We start from the raw sequence: 22,017 nt of genomic DNA on the forward strand, positions 1-22,017 counted from the left end.
GCATCTTGCAGCGGCGACTACCATCCGTCAGGTGCCGGTGCTTGCCAGTGTCTCCTCGCGCGTCCAGCCGCTCGCGGTGGCCGCGCGCCTCATCATGCTGGTGCTGGTCGCGGCGCTCACGCTGATCGCCACCCAGGACCTGGCGCAGCTGCGCTGGATCGCCCTGTTGGTGGTGGCCGCCCTGCCCGCGTTCCTCGCGCCCGAGCATCGCGTCCTCGCGCCGCTCGGCCGCTTCGCCGAGGTGGTGGTCGTCGGGCTCGCGGCCGGCTCGGTCGCGGCCGCGGCCGACCAGTCCGGCACTGTGGACGCCGGCTTCGGCGCCGAGGCGGTGCTGCCCTATCTGGCGGTCCCGCTGCTCTCCGCGGCGCTGCGCCGGCGGCCCACCGAGGGCGCCGCGCTGCTCGGCGTCGCGGCCGTCTCGATGGTGGCCGGCGGCGTGTGGCTCGGCGAGGTCAGCCCGATCTCCCAGCCGGGCTTCCTGGCGGCGTGCGGCCAGTGGCTGGTGCTCGGCGCCATCGTCACGTTCGCCGCCGACACGATGCGCCAGCTGATGCAGCCGCCCGAGCCGACCCCCCAGCCGTACGCGGAGGCCACCCGCCTGCTCACCCAGCTCCGCAGCGTGGCCCGCTCGCTGCCCGGCGCCACCCTCGACCCGGGCGGCATCTCCGAGCACCTGCTCGAGGAGCTGCGCCTGGTCGCGCCGGGCGACCGGGCGGCGGTGCTGTCGACCAGCGGCGGCGGCCGGCTCGTGGTGCTCGCCCAGACCGGCGCCGACCGGGTCGACTGGGAGACGACGCTGGACGCCGACTCGGCCATCGCCGACGCCTGGGCCACCCAGCAGCCGCAGGTGGCCAACCGCTCGCAGGGCCGGTCCAGCCGCCGCGGCGAGGTCTCCTCGCTCGTCGTCCCGCTGGTCGCCGGGGTGCGCACGATCGGCCTCGTCATCCTCGAGACGGACGTCCCGAACGCGTACCCTTCATCTGTGGTCTTCGATATAACGGGCGTGACCGAGCCGGCCGCCATCCGGCTCGAGGCCGCCCTGCTCTTCGACGACGTCCGCTCGCTCGCCACCAACGAGGAGCGCCAGCGCCTGGCCCGCGAGATCCACGACGGCGTCGCCCAGGAGCTGGTGATGGTGGGCTACGGCATCGACAACGCCCAGGCGACCCTGCCCGAGGGCGCCGAGGAGACCGCCGAGGAGCTGCGCACCCTGCGCAACGAGGTCACCCGGGTCATCACCGAGCTGCGGCTCAGCCTGTTCGAGCTGCGCTCCGAGGTGGACCGCAACGGCGGCCTGGCCGCCGCGATCGCCGAGTACGCCCGCACCCTGGGCACCTCGGCGGGCCTGCGCGTCCACTTCACCTTCGACGAGTCCACCGCCCGGCTGCCCGCCGCGACCGAGGCCGAGCTGCTGCGCATCGCCCAGGAGGCGATCACCAACGCACGCAAGCACGCCGGCGCCTCCAACCTGTGGGTCACCTGCACCGTGGACCCGCCGTACGCGGAGATCGAGGTCTCCGACGACGGCAAGGGCTTCGCCGACGACCGCCCGGACGGTCGTTACGGCCTGACCATCATGGCCGAGCGCGCGGAACGGATCCGCGGCCGGCTGAAAATCACGCCGCGACACCCCAGCGGGACAACCGTGGCCGTAGTGCTCGGTTCGCCGGGTAAGCGCGATAGCGTGCGGGATAGCGTTTCCGCTCCAGCTCCAGAAGGGGAGTAACTCAGGCATGTCGACCAGTCCTGCGCCCACCACGCGCACCAAGGTCCTTCTCGTCGACGATCACGACCTGATTCGTAAGGGGCTGCGACACGCATTCGAGCGCGACCGCCAGTTCGAGGTGGTCGGCGAGGCCGCCACGGCGGCCGAGGCGGTGCGCCAGGCCGGCGCCCTGCAGCCCGACGTTGTGATCATGGATCTCCGCCTGCCCGACGGCAGCGGCCTGGAGGCCACCAAGGCCCTCCGCAAGAACAATGCCAACATGGGCATCGTCGTCCTCACCATGTACGCGGGCGACGACCAGCTCTTCGGCGCGCTGGAGGCCGGGGCGAGCGCCTTCGTGCCCAAGACCGCGCCCGCCGACGAGGTGGTCGCGGCCGCCCGGCACGCCGCCTCGGCGCCGAGCGCGTTCACCGCGGCCGACCTGGCCGAGGCGATGAAGCGGCGGCTGGCCCCCTCGGGTCCGCAGCTGTCGCCGCGCGAGGGTCAGGTGCTGCGCCTGCTGGCCGACGGGATGAGCGTCGCCGGCATCGCCAAGCAGCTGTTCGTCTCGGAGTCGACAGCCAAGACCCACATCTCCAAGCTGTACGAGAAGCTGGGCGCGGCCAACCGGGCGCAGGCGCTGATGACGGCGCTGCGGCTGGGCCTGCTCGAGGCGCCGGACGCCCCGAAGTTCTAAGCCCGCTGGGCGGCGAGGCGGCGCAGCGCCAGATACGCCTCGCAGCCCAGGCAGAGCCCGAAGGCCGCGTTCAGGAACGCCGCGAGCAGCCCGAACGCGGCGAACACCACGCCCAGCGCGGTCAGTCCGGTGAGATAGCCGACCGTGGCCACGGCCAGGAACGTGAAACCGACGGTCTGGGCGAAACGCACCGGCGCGGCGGGCTCGCGCTCGGCGGGCGGGCCCAGGCGCGGCCGGATCAGTGTGCGGTAGACGTACGCGTAAGGGCCTTGCTTGGGGTTCATGGCGGTGATCGCGAAGACGATGGTCTGGGCGAGCGCCAGCCAGCCCCAGCCGGTGGCCAGCACCGCGACGAGCACGGCGCTGGTCAGGGTCGCGGCGAAGCGCTGGCCACGGGGGTCGAGTTCCATGTCTGACAGTAAAGTCCAGCGCGCCCCGAATCTCTACGGGTCCGATTAGTGTTCTAGGGAACGCAGGACCTTGCGCAGCAGCGCGTTGAGCCGCACCAGCTCCTCGTAGGTGAGCGCGCCCAGCAACTTCCGCTCGCGTGCCATGCCCTCGAAGATGTGCTTGTCCCACTCCTCGCGGCCCTTGCCCGTCGGGCGCACCAGCACCCGGCGCCGGTCGGTGGGGTCGACCTCGCGGGTCACCAGCCCGGCCGCGACGAGACGGTCGAGCCGGCTGGTCATGGCGGCCCGGGTCACGTGGGTGGCCTCGGCGAGCTGCGCCGGCGTGGCCTCGGTCGGATACGGCTGCACCATCAGCGCGTGGAGGGTCTTGAAGTCCTCCAGCGTGAAGTCCTCGTTGCCGGCGAACGCGGCCGCGTCCTGGCGGCGGGCCCACTTGGCGATGTCGTTCATCCGCACCAGGGCGCCCTCGATCTCGGGCGCGAACCGCGGATCGTCCTTCCAGAACGTCGCCCACCGCGCCACGTGATCGTCTACCCCGTCCCGCTCCTCCGCCGTGCGCTCAGTCATGTGTCCATTGTTCCATGCCCGATATTTAGATTGCGAATAGTTAGACTCCGAACCACCGTCGCCGTCATGCTGTCCGACTTCCGCCTGCTCGCCACCGGCCAGACCCTGTCCTGGATCGGCAACGGCTTCCAGACCGTCGCCCTCGCCGTCGCGATCGTCCGGGCCGGCGGCGGCGCCGGTGACCTCGGCATCGTCATGGCCTGCTCGTTCACCGCGCTGCTCGCCTGCTCCCTGCTCGGCGGGGTCTGGGCCGACCGGCTCCAGCCGCGGCGCGTCATGGTGGCCTCCGACCTCGTCCGCCTGCTGTGCGCGGCCGCGATCGCGGTGATGTTCCTCGGCGGCGGCTATCACCTGGTCCTGCTGTCCGGGCTCACCGCGATCTCGTCCGGCGCGGGCAGCTTCTTCAACCCCGCGATGACCGCGCTGCGCCCGCTGCTGGTGCCGATCGAGCGCCGGCAGGCGGCGAACGCGACGCTCAGCATGCTGCAGACCGGCAGCTCGGTGGCCGGTCCCGCGATCGGCGGCCTCACCGTGGCGGCGTTCGGCGCGCCGGCCGGCTTCGCGGTGAACGCGGTCAGCTTCCTCGGGTCGATGGCCGCCTGCCTGCTGCTGCGCGCCCGCGCCACTCGCGGCCCGCGCACGTCGATGCTGCGCGAGCTGGGCGCCGGCTGGCGCGAGATCAGCGGCCGGGACTGGCTGCTCGGCGGCCTTCTCGGCGCCTCGGTCTACCACGTCGCCAACGGCGTGATCCTCGTGCTGGTCCAGGTGATCGCCATTCAGCGCCTGGGCGGCGCGTCCGCCGCCGGCTTCATCGCCGCCGCGGAGGGCCTGGGCGGCATGATCGGCGCGGCGGTCGCCTTGCGCTTCAAACCGCGTCGCTTGCTGCGAGCCGGTTGGCTCACGCTGATGTTGATGCCGCTCTGGGCTTTCGCGTACGTCTGGCCGGCCACCCTGACAGCCGTCCTGGCGGGCGCGATCATCGGCTGGTCCGGGCTGATCTTCTTCGATGTGGCATGGCAGACCGCGCTCCAGGACCGGATCCCGCAGAGCGCCCTGGGCCGGGTCGCGTCGTGGGACACCCTCACGTCGTTCATGGCCATGCCGATCGGCAACGTCCTGGCGGGTCCGCTGTCGGACCGCTTCGGGCTGAACCCGGTCCTCACCGTCTGCGCCGGCGTCCTATTTGTGTCGGCGGCGTCGCAGCTGTTGATCCCCGGCTCGCGCACCCTGACCAGGGTTACCGCCCCCGCCGCTCCCCGGTGCCGGAATCGGCGCTGGTCTGATCTACCGGTCGGGGATCAGCTCGCCGATGGCCGCGATCAGCTGCGGCTTGCTGGGGACGCCGGTGGCGCGCTTCGCCACGCGGCCCTCGGCGTCCAGGATCAGCAGCGTCGGGGTGCGCCAGACAGCCAGCTCGCGCACCTCGTCCAGGTGGCTCTCGGCGTCGACCTCGACGTGCTGGACGCCGGGCACCAGCTCGGCTACCTCGGAGCTGATCCGCCGCACCGCCCGGCAGGGCGCGCAGAACGCCGACGAGAACTGCAGCAAGGTGACCTGCGCCGGCCCGACGCCGAGGCGTTCCAGCAGGCCGGGCGCGAGACGCTCGGCCTCGGCGCTCAGAACGCCCGGCTCCTCTTCCCGATCCGGAACGACGACCGGTGCGTGCACCGCCGCGGCCGCCGCCGTCGACGCCGCCTTGGCCGCCGCCGCGGCGACCGCCGTCGGCGACGAATGATCCGGAATCTCGACGACCTCGAGCCCCGCCGCCTCGAGGATGTTGCGACGCCGCTTCTTCTCCGCCGCCTCGTCGCGGATGATGCCGTCCGTGCGGCGCCGCCACAGACCGAACGTCGTGGCCACGATCAGCACGGCAACGATGACTGCCACACCCAGCGGGTCCATGAGACGACTCTGCCACGCGAAAGTTGCCACGCGGCCCGGTGCGACGGGACTCACGCCGATTGATAAGCGCTGGCCTGGAGCGTGAACAACTGGGCGTAGATCCCGCCCACGGCCATCAGCGAATCGTGGTCGCCCTCCTCGACGACCGCGCCGTGATCGAGGACGTAGATCCGGTCCGCGTCGCGCACCGACGCCATCCGGTGGGTGATCAGCACGACGGTCCGCCCGGCCGCGAGCGTCCGCAACCGCTCGTACACGTCATGCTCCGCCCTGGCGTCGAGGTTCGCCGTCGGCTCGTCGCAGATCAGCAGCGGCGCGTCCCGATAGAACGCCCGGCTCACCGCGAGCCGCTGCCACTGGCCGCCGGACAGGTCGGCGCCCTCCTTGAAGTGCCGCGAGAGCATCGTGTCGTACTGCTTGGTCAGCTCCATGACGAACTCGTGGGCGTCCGCGGCTCGCGCCGCCTCGTGCACGTTCTCGATCTTCACGACGCGGTCGTGCCGGCCGATCGTGATGTTGAGGCGGGCCGACAGTGGCCAGCGGGTGGGCTCCTGCATGACCACCGCCACCCGCTCCCGCAGGCTTTCCGGGTCGAACGTCGCCACGTCGGCGCCGTCCCAGGTGACGGTGCCCTCCTGCGGCCGGTACAGGCCCGCGATCAACGCGGCCAGCGTCGATTTGCCGGAGCCGTTCTCACCGACCAGGGCGATCACCTCGCCCCGGTGGACGGTCATGCTGAGATCGCGTACGGCCGGCTGGTCGGCGTCCGGATAGCGGAACGTGACCCGATCCAGCTTGATCTCCCGGAAGCCCGGCGGAGCGACGCCGTCGGGCGTCGGCTCCGCGCGCAGGCGCGAGAGCTCGCAGAAGCCCCGGAAGTCGTCGAAGTAGAGGCCCTGCTCGAAGACCCGGTTCGCGGTGAAGGCCAGCTCCCGCAGCTTCCCGATGCCGATGTTGATCGCGTACGCCGCCGCGCCGCCGGCCGCGAGCTCCATCCGGCCGGTCCAGAGCAGCCAGAACAACACCGCGTACGTGAGGCCGGTCGCCATCGCGCTGAGCACGGTGCCGACCAGCGAGGTGCGCACCCGCTTGGTGTTGACCCGGACCTCCTCGTCGGTCGACACCTGGATCAGCCGGCGTACCTCGCCCAGCATGAACTCGCGCAACGTGAACGCCCGCAGCTCCGGCGCGGGTTCGCGCGCCGCCAACAGCTCGAAGAGCATCCGCTGCCGCCGCCACACCGTGATCAGCCGCAGCACCCGCTGCCGGTCGAGCCGCGCCGACCGCAGAGCCGACCAGGCGACCGGCATCACCGCCAGCACGAGCAGCGGCAGCAGAATCGGATGCAGCACCGCGAGCACACCGGCCGCGGCGGCCAGCCCGACGACGTTGGTGGCCAGCTCGATGGCCCGATCGACAAGCATCTCGGCGGCGGCGATGCCCCGGTCGCGCGCCCGTTCCAGGGCGTCCCGCCACGAGGGGTCGTCGAAGGTGGTCAGGTCGACCCGGGTGGTGAGCGTGAGCAACCGCATCTCGGCCGACTGATAGACCTTGGGCGACAGCCGCCCGTTGGCGGCCGCGGCGGCCGCGGTGAGGGCTCCCCGCAGGGTCGCCGCACCGACAAGCAAGAGCAGCGAGGGTACGGCCGCGCGCACCCGCTCCGGGGTCGGTCCCGCCCGAAGCAGCCCGTCGAACACACCGACCACGCTGATCAGGCCCACCGCGCTGGCCGCGCCGGCAGCCACCTGAAAGAACGCGACCGCGGCGGCGGTGCGGGGGTCGGCGCGCCAGGCGAGCAGCCAGGCCTCGCGGAGCAGCGAGGGCAGTCGCCGGAGCGCGCGCAGGAACGGGGTTCCGGCCACCTCCTGGTAGGTCACGAGCCAGTGCGAGACATCCAGCTCGCCGTCCTCGAGCTCCTGCTGAACCTCCCGGTCCGCGGTGCCGGCCGGGCCGGCCCGGCCATCCGCCGCGCCGGCGCTGCTGTCGGCCGGGGCCGGCTCGGGTGGCCGCCGGTCGCGCCGGAGAGCCGCAAGCAGGCGGGTGGTGAGCCCAGGTGGGCGGGCGGCGACAGGCTGGGCGGCGGTCTCGGGGGTGGCGGCGGTCTCGGGGGCGGTATTTCCAGGGATGGCGGTTACGGGGGTGGCGGCGGTTTCGGGATTCGCGTCCGGCATCGGAGGCTCCGTCTCGGGGGTCCCTCAGCGCGAGCTCCGCGCCGGCATTCAGGCACGCGCGGCGCACGGACGGCCCGCCGGACGGAGCGGCACCGGAAGCTCTTCGCCTTTCCTACGCCGCCTCGTCACCGCCGTCTATCAAGTTCCGTCTCCCGCCAGTTCATTCACGCCAGGACTCATCCCCGCGAACCAGCCCGCCGCTCACCCCACGCCCGAGCCTCGCGGCCAGCCCATGGCTCGTTCCGCGGCCTCCGCCCCGCGCCCGGGCCGCGCGCCCAGCCCACGAGCCCGCGAGCCCAGTCCCGCGGCTCAGCCCACCGCCGGGTCGAGAAGGCGGGCCATCCGTGCTGCCTGCGTCTCCCAGCGCCACTCCCGCTCGACCCAGGCCCGCCCCGCGTCGCCCATCGCCTTGGCCCGCGCCGGGTCGCTGAGCAGCTCGATCAGGCGGGACGTCAGTGCCTCCAGGTCGCGGCCGCCCACCACGTAACCCGTCTCGCCCGCGCGGACGGCGTCGGGCGCGCCGCCGGAGTCGCCGCCCACGACCGGCAGGCCGGTGGCGGACGCCTCCAGGTAGACGATGCCGAGCCCCTCGACGTCGAGGCCCGCGGCCCGGGTGCGGCACGGCATCGCGTACACGTCGCCGGCCGCGTAATGCGCCGGCAGCTCGCCCCACGGGACCGAACCGGTGAAGACCACGGCGGACTCGACGCCCTGCTCGCGGGCCAGACGCTCGAGCTTTGCCCGATAGGGGCCGCCGCTGACCAGCAGCAGCGCGGCGTCGGGCACCCGGTGGCGCACCGCGGGCAGGGCCCGGATCAGCGTGTCCTGCCCCTTGCGCGGCACCAGCCGCGACACGCAGACGATCACCGGGCGGTCGGTGAGGCCGTGGCGCTCGCGGACCTCCGCGCCGTCGACCCCGGGGTGGAAGGCGTCCACGTCGACGCCGGGCGCCAGCCGCTCCAGGTCGGTCAGGCCGTGCAGCGCCCGATCGAGCCGGCTGCGCTGGTATTCGCCCAGGTAGGTCACCACGTCGTTGCCCCGGGCGATGCGCCGCAGCAACTGGCGGGCGCCGGGCAGCGCCGCCCAGCCGATCTCGTGGCCGTGGGTGATCGCGACGGCGCGGGTCACGCCGGCATTGCGCCGGAGGCCGTCGGCGAGCAGCCCGAGCGGCGCCGCCGCCCCGAACCACACCCGATCGCAGTCGTGTGCGCGCGCGAGCGCGGCGGCCCGCTTGGCGACCGCCGGCGTGGGCAGCAACACCCCGGTCTGCTCGCGCACCACCTCGAACGGCTGCTCCGCGTCGAACTTCTCGGCGCCCCGCCAGGTCGACGCGTAGACAACCACCGAATCGGCCGGCTGCCGCACCGCCAGGTTGTGCACGAACTGCTGGATCCCACCCGGCCGCGGCGGAAAGTCGTTGGTGACAAGCAGCGTCCGCCCCATCAGCGCTCACCCCGGGCGTAGGCGCGGGCGGCGGCCATCCGTTCCACCGTGGACGGGTGCGAGGCGGAGATCACGTACTCCCAGGCGGGCGGGTCGGGGTCGGCGAGGTTGACCGTGCCGAGGCGGCGCTGCATCGCCTCGAACGTGGCCGGGTCGCCGGTCAGCGCCAGCGCGTGCGCGTCGGCGCGGACCTCGATGCGGCGCGAGACGAACGACTGGGCGGGGCCGGCCAGCAGCCCGGCGACCGTGACCACGGCCAGCACCAGGCCGATGCCGCCGGGCGCGCCGATCGAGTCGATGCCGGCCAGGCGCAGCAGGCCGCCCCACGAGCCGAGCAGGAACAGCGCGATCACCGCGACGGCCGCCCCGAACGCGCCGAGGACCGTGCCGATCAGCACGTCGTTGTCCTTGGCGTGGCCCAGCTCGTGCGCCACCACCGAGACCACCTCGTCGGGCGTCGCCTCGGTGAGCATGGTGTCGTAGACGACGATGCGCCGGGTCGGGCCGAGGCCCGAGACGTACGCGTTGACCGCCCGCGTCCGCCGGGACGCGTCGGCCACCAGCACGTCGCGCACCGGCACGCCGTCGCGCTCGGCCAACTCGAGAAGCGCGACCCGCAGCGAGCCGTCGGCCATCGGGGTGAACTTGTTGAACACCGGCTCGACCAGCACCGGCAGCACGAACGAGAGCAGCACCACCAGCGCGGCCGCCCCGGCCGCCCCGAACGCCCACCACCACCGCGGCGCGAAGTGGGTGATGGTGTAGAAGCCGAGCAGCGCCACCGCCCCGATGACCGCGCCGACCGCGAACGACTTCAGCAGGTCGACCGTCCACGGCCCCCACGACTGGGTGGAGATGCCGTACCGCACCACGATGACGTGCCGCCACGCCGCGAACGGCAGGGTCACGATCTCGCCCACCAGCACCACGACGAGGCCGCCGAGCACGGCCTGCGCGACCCAGTTGCCGCCGAACGGCCGCCCGGCCTGGGTGACCAGCCACGCGCCGAGCGGCGTGAGTCCGAGCACCAGGGCGACGAGCAGGCCGATCGCCATCGCGCCGTACGACCCCGGGCGGAGCTCGGAGCGGAACTGCCGGGCCCGCTCGACCTTGTCGGCCGGCAGCGAGCCGAGCGCGGCGATCTGGTCGGCCCGGGGCGCGGGCGGCCGATGCCACGGAATGGACACGGCGGCGAAGACGGCGAGCACCACGAGCAACACAACGAGAGTGCCCACGGCCCAGGCCCGCGACGTCATCATCCGCAACATCCTAGAGAAATCACGCGACGTGACGGCGCGGGAACATGGGCACCACGACGGGGGGCTCGGGCGTCTCCAGGATCTCGACGTCGAAGCCCGCCAGCTCGAACGTCTCGATCGCCCGGAGCTCGCCGGGGGTCAGGTCGGCAAGGCCGTCAGGCGTGTCCAGCAGCGCGCTGACCAGGCAACCCCGGCACGCGTCGGACGCACCGGCGCAGCGACCGCAGTCGACGATCACCACTACCTCCTCACCCGGGTGGTTCCGCGACCACCATCGGTAACGGTCACGCTAGGCGAGGGGTACGACAAAATTTCCGCGGTGCTCCCGAGGTCGGGACTCCCGCGATCGCCCCGCGGAGCGAAGCGGAGCCGGCCAGCTCAGCTCAGCTCAAGAGCGGGCGAGCCGCCTGAGCAGCGAATCGGCGCCCATCGGGTACGCGCCGTGCCGCCGCACGCCGTCCGCCACCTCGCGGTCGGACGAGATCACCACGATCGGCCGGCCGGCGGGCTCCGCCCGCACCAACTGACGGATCAGCTCGTCGGCCGTGTCACCCTTCCGGGAGAAGAGCACGCGTACGCCGCGGGGCGCCGGCGGCAGCCCGTGCACCCGCTCAGCCCCGTCGAAGACCACGGTGACCTCGTCGCCGGTCTGGGCCGCTATCCCGCCCAGCCCGGTGATCAGCCGCTTGCGCTGCTGCTCGAGGGACATCTCGGCGAAGCCGCGCTTGGTCACGTTGTACCCGTCGACGACCAGGTGGGCCCGCGGCAGCGCGAGCAGCTGGTCGAGCCGGCCGGGGTCGTCGGTGTCCTGGGCGCGGGCCCGCGACCGCTCGGGCGACCCGGGCCGGTCGGCCGCGGCGTCGGCCACGAAGTCGGCCGGCATCTTTTCCGACGGGCCCAGCGCAAGCTCGCGGCGCAGCCCCGACGCCGCCTGCCCGATGGTCTCGATCAGCAGCCAGAGCCGGGCGTCGTCGGCGGCCCGGGCCTCCTTGGCGCTCTGCTTGCCGGTGGCGGCCTGAGCCTCCGCCTCGGCGAGGCGCGTCTTCAGCCGGCGTACCTCTGCATCATGATCGGCCGCAATGCGCGACGCGCGTCCCTTTTCGGTGGCCAGCAGGTCGCTCGCGCGTTTCTGCGCGGCCTGCGCCTCGCGCAGCGCCTTGGCCGTCGTCCGGGCCTCCTCGCGCACCTGGCCCAGCTCTTCGCGGACCCGGGCCAGCTCGTCGCGCAGCTTGTCGGCCTCCACCTTGGCGACCGTGCGGTCGTGCTCGGCCCGCACCGCCCGCTGCTCGGCCTCGCGGATCTGCGAGGCGATCGCGGCGTTGTCGGCCTCGGCCCGGACCGCGTCGCCGGCGCCCTCGATCAGCTCTCGCCAGCCCTCCGGCCGCGCCAGGTATGCCAGCGCCGCCACCTCGACCGGGTCGGCGGCCGCCGGCGCCATCCCGGCGGCCACGGCGGCGCCCAGGTCACCCGCCTCGGTGATGACCCGCCCGCTGATCCGCTGACGGAAGAGCGGGTCGCTGGTGAGCTGCGCGGCGATCTCCCGGCCGCCGAGCCGGGCCCGGCGGTTCGGGGCGAACCGGGCGACCCGCCGCAGCGCGACCGGGATCTCGTCGGCGGGCAGGGCGGGCAGGGCGGCGGCGGCCAGCGTGGTGATCCGCTGGCGGACCGGCTCGGGAAGGATCGGTTCCGGGACAAACTCCGCATCTCGGGCAGTGGCCGCCTCCTCCTCGGGGCGGTCGCCGGGAAACGAAGGCTCGGACATCTACCCATTCTCACACCGTGGACGGCAGAAAAGCTTGTCGAAGCAAGTGATCTTTTCAAACGGCCGCCTGCCGGGAAATGTCGTACCCCCGCTCTAATCTCCCCGCCGTGGCACAACCCGCATATGTCCAGGGCACTCTGGACACGCTCCTCAGCGATCCGGCCGCGCTCTCCCTGGCCGAGACCACGTTCGTGGTTCTCGACCTCGAGACGACCGGCGGCGCGGCCGACGGGGCCGGCGTCACCGAGATCGGGGCGGTCAAGGTCCGCGGCGGCGAGGAGCTGGGCGTCTTCGCGACCCTGGTCAACCCGGGCGAGCGCATCCCGGCGTTCATCACCGTCCTGACCGGCATCACCGACGCCATGCTGGCCCCGGCCCCGCCGATCGAGTCGGTGCTGCCCAGCCTGCTCGAGTTCCTGCGCGGCGCGGTCCTGGTCGCGCACAACGCGCCGTACGACGTCGGTTTCCTCAAGGCGGCCTGCGCCCGGCACGGCTATCCGTGGCCCAGTCCCCGGGTCCTCGACACCGCCGCGGTGGCCCGCCGGGCGCTGACCCGCGACGAGGTGCCCAATCGCAAGCTGGCCACGCTCGCCCACTTCTTCCACGCCGCGGTCCAGCCCACCCACCGCGCGCTCGACGACGCCCGGGCCACCGTCGACGTGCTGCACGGCCTGATCGAGCGGCTGGGCAGCTTCAAGGTGCACACGCTCGGCGACGCCATCGAGTTCGTCAAGGCGGTCACGCCCACCCAGCGCCGCAAGCGCCACCTCGCCGAGGGCCTGCCGCACGTGCCGGGGGTCTACGTCTTCCGGGCCGCCGACGACCGCGCGCTCTATGTCGGCACGTCCAAGGACATCGGCACCCGGGTCCGCAGTTACTTCACGGCCAGCGAAAAGCGGGCGCGCATCTCCGAGATGCTGGCGGCCGCCACCCGGGTCGAGGCGGTGGAGTGCGCCCACTCGCTCGAGGCCGAGGTCCGCGAGCTGCGGCTGATCGCGGCGCACTCGCCGCCGTACAACCGCCGGTCCAAATACCCCGAGCGGGTGGTCTGGCTCAAACTGACGACCGAGGCGTATCCGCGCTTGTCCGTGGTGCGCAAGCTGGCCGACGACGACGCGGCCTACCTGGGTCCGTTCTCGTCGCGGCGCACCGCCGAGCTGGCCGCCGCCGGGGTCTACGACGCGCTTCCCCTGCGCCAGTGCGGCCACGCCCTCTCGATCCGCACGCCGATGCCCGCGTGCGCGCTGGCCGAGCTGGGCAAATGTCCGGCGCCGTGCGAACACAAGATCACCCCTGAGGCGTACGCGTCGACCGCCGCCGCCCCGTTCCGCACGGCCATCCACGGCGACCCCGGGATCGTGGTCGCCGCCCTGATGGGCCGCATCGAGGCCCTGTCCGAGCACCAGCGCTACGAGGAGGCCGCGGTCCTGCGCTCCCGCATGATCGCGCTGCTCCGGGCCACCGTCCGCATGCAGCGCCTGGCCGCCCTCACCCGGCTCGCCGAGGTGGTGGCCGCCCGCCGCGACGGCATCGGCGGGTGGGAGATCGTCGTGGTGCGGCACGGCCGGCTCGCCGCCGCGGCCACCTCCCCGCCCCGCGAGCACCCCCGCCCGACGCTCGACGCGGTCCGGATGACCGCCGAGACGGTCCTACCCGGACCGGGTCCGGTGCCGGCCGCGAGTGCCGAGGAGACCGAGCGGATCCTCGCGTGGCTCGAGCGGCCCGACACCCGCTTGGTGGAAACGTCCGGCGACTGGGTGTCACCGGTTCGTGGCGCGGCGCGCTTCACCGCCCTGCTCAACCGGGCAGAAGCCGCAGCTTCGGGCAAAGACTCGGCCGTTCGCTCATCCGTAACTGACCGTTCGGATGACGCTCGCTCGCTTAGGCTGTAGGGCAAGTGGATTACCCGGAGTTGGTTCGGGGAGGTTCACGCCGATTTGCCAGGCGGCTCGCCGCGGGACCGACGGGTTCCCGGCGACCGAGCGGTGAGGGGGTGTCCAGTGGACGTCGACGCCGGCCACGGCGCCGCCCTTGGACGTGCCCTCCCCACACAAGCGCCCGCCATCGCCTCTGATGCCAAAGACGGCTCCATCACCGCCAAGCTCCGCTCGTTCCTGAGCTTTCCGGGCAACGACGACGACCCGGTCGTCAAGCTCACCAAGACTCACCGCGGCATCCACCCCTCGGCCGACGCCGGCGTCCTGCGCCGCAGCTACGCGATCGCCGAGAACATGCACCGCGGGCAGATGCGCAAGTCCGGCGACCCGTACATCACGCACCCGCTGGCCGTCGCGCAGATCTGCGCCGAGCTGGGCATGGACACGACGACCCTGGTCGCCGCGCTGCTGCACGACACGGTGGAGGACACGAGCTACACGCTCGAGGCGCTGCACAGCGACTTCGGCCCCGAGGTGACCCACCTCGTCGACGGCGTGACGAAGTTCGACAAGGCGTTCTACGGCAAGGCGGCCGAGGGCGAGACCATCCGCAAGATGATCGTCGCGGCCGGCAAGGACGTACGCGTCCTGGTGATCAAGCTCGCCGACCGGCTGCACAACATGCGTACGCTCGATGCCCGCTCCCCCGCGAGCCGCGCCCGCATCGCCACCGCGACCCTCGACGTGCTCGTGCCCCTCTGCGACCGGCTCGGCATCCAGGCCCTCAAGCGCGACCTCGACGACGTCGTGCTCTACCACCTCGAGCCGGAGTCCTACGCCCGCATCGACGAGCACGTCCGCAACCGCCCCGGGTGGAACGAATACCTGACCGAGGTCACCGCGAAGGCCCGCACCGCGCTGCGCCGCCAGCGGGTGTCCGCCGAGGTCCGGCCCCGCCCCCGGCACTACTACTCGATCTGGAAGGACACGGTCGCCGGCAATCATCCGGTCCCGTTCGACCTGCCCCGCATCGCGGTGATCGTCGACGGGCCGCCGACCGACTGTTATGCCGCGCTCGGCGCGATCCACGGCCAGTGGCGCCCGGTGGCCGGCCGTTTCAAAGACTTCATCGCCTCCCCCAAGAACAACCTCTACCGCTCGCTGCACACCACTGTGACCGGCCCCGACGGCCGCCTGGTCGAGGTGCTGATCCGCACCGAGTCGATGCATCGATACAGCGAGTACGGCGTCGCCACCAGCTATCGCTATCCCAAGGCCGCCGAGACCTCCGATCCGTCCGGCGCCGACCAGCTCGCCTGGCTCAAGCGGGTGCTCGACTGGCAGCAGGACGCCACCGACGCCGCCCAGTTCCTCGCCTCGCTGCGCTGCGACCTCGCCGAGGCCCAGATCACCGTCTTCGCCCACGGTCGGGCGTTCGAGCTGCCCAGCGGCTCCACCCCGGTCGACCTGGCGTACGAGCTCGGCCCCGAGACCGGCGACCAGTGCCTCGCCGCCACGATCAACGGCCGCCTGGCCCCGCTGAGCTCCCAGCTACGCGACGGCGACGTCGTCGAGATCTTCTCGGAGACCGACGGCCCGGTCGAGGTCGAGCCCAAGGCGCGCGGCCCCCGCAAGGAGTGGCTCGGCTTCGTCAAGTCCAGCCAGGCCCAGCTGAAGATCAACCGGTACTTCGACGACAAGAACGAACCCGGCATGAGCATCGCCGACAAGGTGCGGCTCGGCCGGGCGACGATCGGGCTCACGCTGCGCAAGCACGACCGGGGCCTGGCCAGCGAGGTGCCCCTGCGCCGGCTGGCCGAGGAGCTGGGATATCCCGACCTCGAGACGATGCTCGTCGCCGTGTGCGAGCGCAATCTCGAGCCCGACGCGGTCGTCGAGCAGCTCATCGCCCTTGTCGACCACCCCGACTGATCCGCGCGCCGAGCACGGCTAGCCTTGCGGACGTGAGTCTTCCTCGGCGAGTGCGCGGCATTGCGTACATCACCTTCTATCGCATGCCGTTGCCCGTCCGCCGGATGCTCGCCCGCATGGTCGCGCCCAAATACCTGGTCGGCGCGGTCACCATCCTGCGCGACTCGGACGCCGCCGAGGGCGACGGCCCGGACCGCCTGCTGCTCCTGCGCCAGCCGCACCGCGGCGGCTGGGGCCTGCCGGCCGGCCTGCTCAAGAAGCGCGAGCAGCCGATCGTGGGCGCGGCTCGCGAGCTGTTCGAGGAGACCGGGGTACGGGTCCATCCCGACGACATGACGGCCGGCTCGCCGAACGCGATCGTCCACGTGGTCGGCGTGGTCGACACGGTGTTCTTCGCGTCGGTGCCGGCCTCCACGACGCCGCTGGTCGTCGACGGCGCCGAGGTCCTCGAGGCGGCCTGGTTCCCGGTCGACGACCTGCCCCGGCTCAGCGCGAACACCGCGCTCGTGCTGGGCCACTACGGCATCGGCCCCGACGCTCGATGACCCCGCCGGTCTGCGGGCTGATCCTGGCGGCCGGCGAGGGCCAGCGCCTCCGCCCGCTCACCGAGCAGCTCCCCAAGGCGCTCTGCCCGGTCGGCAACGTCCCGCTGCTCGACCGCGTCCTCGCCCGCATGCACGGCCTCGGCCTCACCAACGTCGCCGTGAACGCCGCCTACCTGGCCGGCCAGATCGTCCGCCACGTCGGCGACCGCGCGCACCTGTCCGTCGAGCCCGACGGTCCACTCGGCACCGCCGGCGGCGTGGCCCGGCTCCGACCCTGGATCGATGGCCGCGGCGTCGTCATCGGCAACGCCGACGGCTACCTCGCCGACCCGGCCCGCGACCCCGGCAGCGACATCGCCGCCCTGCTGGAGGGCTGGTCCGGCGAGACCGTCCGGATGCTCGCCCAGCCCCTCGCCCCCGGCGAGGCCGGCGGCTTCGCCAACCACAAGTTCGCCGGCTTCTCGCTGCTCCCCTGGCGTTACGTCCAGGCGATCCCCGAGGGCCACGGCGACCTGGTCCGCACGGCGTGGCGCCCCGCCGAGGCCGCCGGCGAGCTGGAGCTCATCACGTTCGACGGTGTCTACATCGACACCGGCACCCCCGCCGACTACTTGAGAGCCAATCTGCACGCCGCGAACGGCCGTACCCTGATCGACCCCACCGCCGAGATCGCCGGACCCGTCTCCGCGGCCGTGATCGGCTCGCACGCCCGCGTGCTCGGCAGCGTCACCCGCGCCGTCGTCTGGCCGGGCGCCCTCGTCGAGCCCGGCGAGTCCCTGCGCGACGCCATCCGGGCCCCCGGCGGCGTCACCGTCCACATCCCGCGCCGGCGCGGACCGGGCGCCGATAGCATGGTCGCGACCCTTCCGCCGACACCGCCGAGGAGCCCCGGGTGAACACCGCGATCGTGCACATCGACTGCGCCACCGACTCGATCCCCGAGGTCGCCGAGGCCCTGGCCGCCCTCGACGGCGTGAGCGAGGTCTACTCGGTGGCCGGCAACGTCGACCTGATCGCCATAGTCCGTGTAGCCCACTTCGAAGACATCGCCGAGGTCATCGCCGGCAAGATCTCCAAGACTCCCGGCGTCCTCAACACGGAATCCCACATAGCCTTCCGCGCCTACTCGAAGCACGACTTGGAAGACGCTTTCGCCATCGGCCTCCCCGCCGCCGACTAAACCCGCGCACCCGCGCACCCGCGCACCCGCGCACCCGCGCACCCGCAGAGATCTTGATGACGTGCCGCGCGCACCCCACCCCAACTCATCAAGGTCGCCGAACAATGCCGAGCCGCCGAGAGCGACTTGGGGAATTGCCGCACGCGGCGCACGCCAACTCATCAAGGCTGCGCCCACACGCAGCGCGCGCCCACACGCAGCCGAGCCGCGCCGCGCTGCGCACATCCCGATCTTGATAACGTGCCGCGCGCACCCCACCCCAACTCATCAAGATCGCCGAACATTGCCGAGCCGCCGAGAGCGACTTGGGGAATTACCGCACGCGGCGCACGCCAACTCATCACGGCTGCGCCCACACGCAGCGCGCGCCCACAGGCGGCCGAGCCGCGCCGCGCTGCGCACATCCCGATCTTGATAACGTGCCGCGCGCACCCCACCCCAACTCATCAAGATGGCCGAACAATGCCGAGCCGCCGAGAGCGACTTGGGGAATTACCGCACGCGGCGCACGCCAACTCATCACGGCTGCGCCCACACGCAGCGCGCGCCCGCAGGCGGCCGAGCCGCGCCGCGCTGCGCACATCCCGATCTTGATAACGTGCCGCGCGCGCCGCACCCCCACTCATCAAGATCGCCGAACAATCCCCAGCCGCCGAGAGCGACTTGGGGAATTACCGCACGCGGCGCACGCCAACTCATCACGGCTGCGCCTACACGCAGCGCACCCACAGGCGGCGGGCGCCCACACGCAGCGCGCGCCCACACACGGCGGGCGCCCACAGGCGGCGGGCGCCCACACGCAGCGCGCGCCCACACACGGCGGGCGCCCACACACGGCGGGCGCCCACACACGGCGGGCGCCCAAAACGCGGCGCGCAACGGGCCGGTGCGAGCGCGCGTGGGACGGGTGGGAAGTTATTGACGTTGCCTGTGGGGCGGCAAGGGAAAGGGCCCGCCGAAGCGGGCCCTTTCGTGCTGCTGTGGTCAGCGGCCGGAGGTGATCTCCTCGCGCTCCTCCTCGGCGGTGACCGGCGGCATGCCCGGGGAGACCGGGGCCTCGGCCGGCTTCTCGACCGGGAAGAAGAAGCCCTTGATCGCGGGGGCGAGCGCGCCCACGCGGTTCATCTTCTTCGGGACCACCCAGCCGCCGTACTCCAGCGGGATCGGGTGGCCGTGGTCGTCGACCGGGCCCAGAGGCTGGTGCACCTCGATGAACTGGCCGTTCGGCAGGCGGCGGATGATGCCCGTCTCCACGCCGTGTGCCAGCACCTCGCGGTCGTGCTGCTGCAGGCCCAGGCAGATGCGGACCGCCAGGAAGTACGCCAGCGGCGGCAGGATCAGCAGGCCGATGCGGCCGGCCCAGGTCATCGCGTTCAGGCTGATGTGGAACTTGTCGGCGATGATGTCGTTGCCGCCGGAGATCGTCGCCACAAAGAAGAACGTGAAGGCCATCGCGCCGATGCCGGTGCGCTCAGGGTTGTCCCGCGGGCGCTGCAGCAGGTTGTGGATCGACTTGTCCTTGGTGCGCCGCGCCTCGATCTGCGGATAGAACATCGGGACCGTGGTGAGCGCGCCGAGGCCGACCACCGCGGGCCAGAACAGCGGCGGGATGCTGTACCCGTTGCCGATCGGGATGTAGATCTGCCAGTTCGGCATGAGACGGACCAGGCCGTCCATGAACATGACGTACCAGTCGGGCTGCGACCCCGAGGACACCTCGGAGGCCCGGTACGGGCCGAACAGCCAGATCGGGTTGATCTGGAACAGGCCGGCCATCAGCGACACCGTGCCGAAGACGGCCATGAAGAAGCCGCCCTGCTTGAGCGTGTACCGCGGCACGAACCGCTCGCCGACCACGTTGGTGTTCGTCCGCCCGGGACCGGGCCACTGGGTGTGCTTCTGCTTGAACACCAGCGCCAGGTGGATGGTGATCAGCGCAAGCAGGGCGGCCGGGATCAGCAGCACGTGCAAGATGTAGAACCGGCCGATGATCAGGTGGCCCGGGAACTCGCCGCCGAAGACGGAAGCGGAGATCCAGGTGCCGGCCACCGGGATCGACAGCATGATCGCCGAGGCGATGCGCAGGCCGGTGCCGGAGAGGCCGTCGTCCGGCAGCGAGTAGCCGGTGAAGCCGGCCAGGAAGCCGAGCAGGAACAGCAGGATGCCGATCGCCCAGTTGGCCTCGCGCGGCTTCCGGAATGCGCCGGTGAAGAAGATGCGCGCCATGTGCACGACGATCGCCGCCACGAACAGCAGCGCCGCCCAGTGGTGCATCTGCCGCAGGAACAGGCCGCCGCGCACCTCGAAGGAGAGGCGCAGCGTCGACTCGAACGCCGCCGACATCTCCGTGCCGCGCAGGGCCGGGTATGCGCCCTGGTACGACACCTCCTTCATCGACGGGTCGAAGAAGAGCGTCAGGAACGTGCCCGTGAGCAGCAGAATGATGAAGGAGAAGAGCGCGATCTCACCCAGCAGGAACGACCAGTGGTCGGGGAAGACCTTGTTGAGCACCGCGCGCAGCGGGGTGGCCGCTTGGTAGCGCTCGTCAGCGCCCCTGGCCAGATTGCCAGGAACCTGCGCTATGTCGACTTTCCGGCGTTTCATGGCCGCTCCCAGAAATCGGGTCCGACGGTGTCCTTGTAGTCGCCCACCGCCACGAAGAAGCCTTCGTCGTCCACGGTAAGCGGCAACATGGGCAGTCGACGAGTCGCAGGCCCGAAAATCGGCTGCGCGTTACGGGTGATCAGGAACTGGGACTGGTGGCACGGGCAGAGCAGGCGGTTGGTCTGCTGCTCGTACAGGCTCGCCGGGCAGCCGGCGTGCGTGCAGATCTTCGAGTACGCGACGTAGTTGCCCCACATCGACCCCTTGTTGCGCGGGTCGGCGTCGGCGTTGGCCCGGGTCAGCTCGGCGTCGTCCGGCCGGAGGTGGATCAGCAGGGTGGGCGAGTCGGCCCACTCGTTGGTGGCGCCGCCGGGGATGCCGGGGAACACGGTCATCTGACCGCCGGTGCTGACGTCCTCGGGACGGATCGGCGTGCCGTCGCCGCGGGTCAACCGCACCTGCTTGCCGTCGTTGAACGCCGGGTTGAAGCCCGTCGAGAACATCATCGGCGGGTCGTCCTTGTGCGGGTTCTCGATCAGGCCGCCGATCAGCGGGCCACGGCGGCCAGGCCGATCGGCGCCAGGCCGACGGCGATCGCGCCCTTGAGCAGCGGCCGGCGCTGCACGCCCTGGCCCAGCTCCTCGGCCACGAACAGCATCGTCTGGCCGGTGATGATCTGCTCCGAGGTCGGCGAGCCGCCGTCGTGCCGCCGCTGGATCGAGACCTCGTGCGGCAGCAGCTTCTTGGCCCAGGCCAGGATGCCGAAACCGACTCCGAACAGGGCGATCGCCAGCGAGATGCCGAGCAGCGGCGTGTAGTAGTCGCTCAACGCGTCGCCGAGCTCGAACGCCCACGGCCACCAGATGTAGAAGCCGAGGAAGGCCAGACCGCCAAGACCGGCGATCAGGAACAGCAGGCTGATGTTGCGGACGACCCGCTTCTCGGCCTTGGAGTCGGTGCCGTGGAACTGCGACTCGTACGTGACGATCTCGATATCGTCGCGCCGGGCGCCTTCCTTGACGATGTCGAACCGGCTCAGGCGCGGATCGCTGACGTCGACCGCCTCCGGCTCGTCGTGCACAGTCGTCATGACTTCCCCGCAATCCACAGCGCCGTGAAGACCAGGATCGTGATGCCCACCGCGAAGATCGCCAGACCCTCGGTGACCGGGCCGTAGCGACCGAGGTTGAACAGGCCGCCCGGGTCCTTGTCCTGCTGGAGCTGCATCGTGACGTACGTGATGATCTGGCGCTTCTCCTCCGGCGTGAGCTCGTTGTCGCCGAACACCGGCATGTTCTGCGGGCCGGTCAGCATGGCCGCGTAGATGTGCTCGGGGCTGACGTCGTGCAGGCTCGGCGCGTACTTGCCCGAGGACAGCGCGCCGCCCGCTCCACCATAGCTGTGGCAGGAGGTGCAGTTGACGCGGAACAGCTCACCACCGCGCGCGAGCGCGTCCGGGTTCTCGTCGAGATCCTCGGTGAACTTGCCGTCGGTCGGCAGCTCGGGGCCTCCACCGAGCTCCTGGATGTACTGACCCAGCTGCTTGGTCTGGGTCTTGTCGAACATCGGCTTCTTTTTCTCGGCCTGGGCCTCCTGGCGGGTCATCGGCATGCGGCCGGTGCCCACCTGGAACTCCACCGCGGCGGAGCCGACGCCGATCAGGCTCGGACCCCGGCCCGGCACGCCCTGCGCGTCGCGCCCGTGGCAGGTGATGCAGCTGTTGTCGAACAGCTGCTTGCCCTCCTGGGCGGTCGCCGAGAGCTGGACGTTGTCCTCGGCGAAGGCGCCCGGGGCGAACGCGGTGTACACGCCGCCGGCCAGCGCGAGCGCGGCGAGCATGCGAACCGCCGCGCCGAGACGCCGGCGCGCCCGGCTCGGCGCGCCACGCCGCCGGGCGAACACACCCCTACCGAGCCTCCTCGACCGGGGCCGTCGCCCGGCGGGGGATCCTGAAGTCATCAGC

General features: G+C 71.9%; 17 protein-coding genes and 2 pseudogenes. 8 read left to right on the forward strand and 11 right to left on the reverse strand.

The window, feature by feature from the left end:
* Nucleotides 1-31: 31 nt before the first annotated feature.
* Together ACFQS1_RS05095 and ACFQS1_RS05100 are read left to right on the forward strand one after the other, a co-directional pair.
* Nucleotides 32-1,726, forward strand: coding sequence for a GAF domain-containing sensor histidine kinase (locus ACFQS1_RS05095; protein ID WP_378964868.1), 1,695 nt, complete (start codon nt 32-34; stop codon nt 1,724-1,726).
* Between the two features lie 7 nt (nt 1,727-1,733).
* Nucleotides 1,734-2,402 (forward strand): response regulator transcription factor, encoded by a 669-nt coding sequence (locus tag ACFQS1_RS05100; RefSeq protein WP_020512124.1) that lies wholly within the window; start codon nt 1,734-1,736, stop codon nt 2,400-2,402.
* Here ACFQS1_RS05100 and ACFQS1_RS05105 read toward each other — a convergent pair.
* Together ACFQS1_RS05105 and ACFQS1_RS05110 are read right to left on the reverse strand one after the other, a co-directional pair.
* A complete protein-coding gene (locus ACFQS1_RS05105; protein WP_378964869.1) occupies nt 2,399-2,812 on the reverse strand; it encodes a DUF4395 domain-containing protein in 414 nt (137 codons plus the stop codon). The two genes, ACFQS1_RS05100 and ACFQS1_RS05105, sit on opposite strands and share 4 nt — an antisense overlap.
* Before the next feature lie 45 nt (nt 2,813-2,857).
* Nucleotides 2,858-3,379: a MarR family winged helix-turn-helix transcriptional regulator gene (locus ACFQS1_RS05110; RefSeq protein WP_378964870.1), complete on the reverse strand. Its 522-nt coding sequence runs from the start codon at nt 3,377-3,379 to the stop codon at nt 2,858-2,860.
* 66 nt (nt 3,380-3,445) lie between these two features.
* Here ACFQS1_RS05110 and ACFQS1_RS05115 point away from each other — a divergent pair.
* Nucleotides 3,446-4,573 (forward strand): annotated as a pseudogene (locus tag ACFQS1_RS05115) (MFS transporter); the annotation flags it as partial.
* A gap of 90 nt (nt 4,574-4,663) precedes the next feature.
* Here ACFQS1_RS05115 and ACFQS1_RS05120 read toward each other — a convergent pair.
* The 6 genes from ACFQS1_RS05120 to ACFQS1_RS05145 all read right to left on the reverse strand — a co-directional run bounded on the left by ACFQS1_RS05120 (nt 4,664) and on the right by ACFQS1_RS05145 (nt 11,916).
* Complete coding sequence (locus tag ACFQS1_RS05120) at nt 4,664-5,281, reverse strand: TlpA family protein disulfide reductase (RefSeq protein WP_378965032.1); 618 nt, start codon at nt 5,279-5,281, stop codon at nt 4,664-4,666.
* 50 nt (nt 5,282-5,331) lie between these two features.
* Entirely contained in the window at nt 5,332-7,452 is a 2,121-nt protein-coding gene (locus ACFQS1_RS05125; RefSeq protein WP_378964871.1) for an ABC transporter ATP-binding protein, read from the reverse strand.
* Between the two features lie 309 nt (nt 7,453-7,761).
* Nucleotides 7,762-8,895, reverse strand: coding sequence for a glycosyltransferase family 4 protein (locus ACFQS1_RS05130; protein WP_378964872.1), 1,134 nt, complete (start codon nt 8,893-8,895; stop codon nt 7,762-7,764).
* A complete protein-coding gene (locus tag ACFQS1_RS05135; RefSeq protein ID WP_378965033.1) occupies nt 8,895-10,151 on the reverse strand; it encodes a M48 family metallopeptidase in 1,257 nt (418 codons plus the stop codon). Before ACFQS1_RS05135 ends, ACFQS1_RS05130 begins: the two co-directional genes overlap by 1 nt.
* A 22-nt stretch (nt 10,152-10,173) precedes the next feature.
* Nucleotides 10,174-10,395 carry a hypothetical protein gene (locus tag ACFQS1_RS05140; protein ID WP_378964873.1) on the reverse strand — a complete coding sequence of 74 codons (222 nt, stop codon included), beginning with the start codon at nt 10,393-10,395 and terminating at the stop codon, nt 10,174-10,176.
* A gap of 147 nt (nt 10,396-10,542) precedes the next feature.
* On the reverse strand, nt 10,543-11,916 hold the full coding sequence (locus tag ACFQS1_RS05145; RefSeq protein ID WP_378964874.1) for an NYN domain-containing protein: 1,374 nt from the start codon (nt 11,914-11,916) through the stop codon (nt 10,543-10,545).
* Between the two features lie 107 nt (nt 11,917-12,023).
* On the opposite strand from ACFQS1_RS05145, the gene ACFQS1_RS05150 reads away from it, so the two are divergent.
* The 5 genes from ACFQS1_RS05150 (at nt 12,024) to ACFQS1_RS05170 (ending at nt 17,450) form a co-directional block, all read left to right on the forward strand.
* Complete coding sequence (locus tag ACFQS1_RS05150; RefSeq protein ID WP_378964875.1) at nt 12,024-13,808, forward strand: DEDD exonuclease domain-containing protein; 1,785 nt, start codon at nt 12,024-12,026, stop codon at nt 13,806-13,808.
* A 108-nt stretch (nt 13,809-13,916) separates the two neighbouring features.
* On the forward strand, nt 13,917-15,725 hold the full coding sequence (locus tag ACFQS1_RS05155; protein WP_378964876.1) for a RelA/SpoT family protein: 1,809 nt from the start codon (nt 13,917-13,919) through the stop codon (nt 15,723-15,725).
* An 83-nt stretch (nt 15,726-15,808) separates the two neighbouring features.
* Nucleotides 15,809-16,270, forward strand: coding sequence for an NUDIX hydrolase (locus tag ACFQS1_RS05160; RefSeq protein ID WP_378965035.1), 462 nt, complete (start codon nt 15,809-15,811; stop codon nt 16,268-16,270).
* Nucleotides 16,267-17,166, forward strand: coding sequence for a nucleotidyltransferase family protein (locus ACFQS1_RS05165; RefSeq protein WP_378964877.1), 900 nt, complete (start codon nt 16,267-16,269; stop codon nt 17,164-17,166). The genes ACFQS1_RS05160 and ACFQS1_RS05165 overlap by 4 nt, the downstream gene beginning before the upstream one ends.
* Complete coding sequence (locus ACFQS1_RS05170; RefSeq protein WP_378964878.1) at nt 17,163-17,450, forward strand: Lrp/AsnC family transcriptional regulator; 288 nt, start codon at nt 17,163-17,165, stop codon at nt 17,448-17,450. The genes ACFQS1_RS05165 and ACFQS1_RS05170 overlap by 4 nt, the downstream gene beginning before the upstream one ends.
* Before the next feature lie 984 nt (nt 17,451-18,434).
* Here ACFQS1_RS05170 and qcrB read toward each other — a convergent pair.
* The 3 genes and pseudogenes from qcrB to qcrC all read right to left on the reverse strand — a co-directional run bounded on the left by qcrB (nt 18,435) and on the right by qcrC (nt 22,013).
* Complete coding sequence (qcrB, locus tag ACFQS1_RS05175; RefSeq protein WP_378964879.1) at nt 18,435-20,054, reverse strand: cytochrome bc1 complex cytochrome b subunit; 1,620 nt, start codon at nt 20,052-20,054, stop codon at nt 18,435-18,437.
* Nucleotides 20,051-21,144, reverse strand: a pseudogene (gene qcrA, locus ACFQS1_RS05180) (cytochrome bc1 complex Rieske iron-sulfur subunit). The gene qcrB and the pseudogene qcrA overlap by 4 nt, the downstream one beginning before the upstream one ends.
* On the reverse strand, nt 21,141-22,013 hold the full coding sequence (gene qcrC, locus ACFQS1_RS05185; RefSeq protein WP_378964880.1) for a cytochrome bc1 complex diheme cytochrome c subunit: 873 nt from the start codon (nt 22,011-22,013) through the stop codon (nt 21,141-21,143). Before qcrC ends, qcrA begins: the two are co-directional and overlap by 4 nt.
* Nucleotides 22,014-22,017 lie beyond the last annotated feature (4 nt).

Source organism: Paractinoplanes rhizophilus (assembly GCF_042664765.1).
GTDB lineage: Bacteria > Actinomycetota > Actinomycetes > Mycobacteriales > Micromonosporaceae > Actinoplanes > Actinoplanes rhizophilus.

Bases quoted from the DNA above. Each gene is read 5' to 3' on its own strand.
- ACFQS1_RS05100 (WP_020512124.1), top strand. From the start codon at position 1,734: ATGTCGACCAGTCCTGCGCCCACCACGCGCACCAAGGTCCTTCTCGTC.
- ACFQS1_RS05105 (WP_378964869.1), bottom strand. From the start codon at position 2,812: ATGGAACTCGACCCCCGTGGCCAGCGCTTCGCCGCGACCCTGACCAGC.
- ACFQS1_RS05110 (WP_378964870.1), bottom strand. From the start codon at position 3,379: ATGACTGAGCGCACGGCGGAGGAGCGGGACGGGGTAGACGATCACGTG.
- ACFQS1_RS05120 (WP_378965032.1), bottom strand. From the start codon at position 5,281: ATGGACCCGCTGGGTGTGGCAGTCATCGTTGCCGTGCTGATCGTGGCC.
- ACFQS1_RS05125 (WP_378964871.1), bottom strand. From the start codon at position 7,452: ATGCCGGACGCGAATCCCGAAACCGCCGCCACCCCCGTAACCGCCATC.
- ACFQS1_RS05130 (WP_378964872.1), bottom strand. From the start codon at position 8,895: ATGGGGCGGACGCTGCTTGTCACCAACGACTTTCCGCCGCGGCCGGGT.
- ACFQS1_RS05135 (WP_378965033.1), bottom strand. From the start codon at position 10,151: ATGACGTCGCGGGCCTGGGCCGTGGGCACTCTCGTTGTGTTGCTCGTG.
- ACFQS1_RS05145 (WP_378964874.1), bottom strand. From the start codon at position 11,916: ATGTCCGAGCCTTCGTTTCCCGGCGACCGCCCCGAGGAGGAGGCGGCC.
- ACFQS1_RS05160 (WP_378965035.1), top strand. From the start codon at position 15,809: ATGCCGTTGCCCGTCCGCCGGATGCTCGCCCGCATGGTCGCGCCCAAA.
- ACFQS1_RS05165 (WP_378964877.1), top strand. From the start codon at position 16,267: ATGACCCCGCCGGTCTGCGGGCTGATCCTGGCGGCCGGCGAGGGCCAG.
- qcrB (WP_378964879.1), bottom strand. From the start codon at position 20,054: ATGAAACGCCGGAAAGTCGACATAGCGCAGGTTCCTGGCAATCTGGCC.
- qcrC (WP_378964880.1), bottom strand. From the start codon at position 22,013: ATGACTTCAGGATCCCCCGCCGGGCGACGGCCCCGGTCGAGGAGGCTC.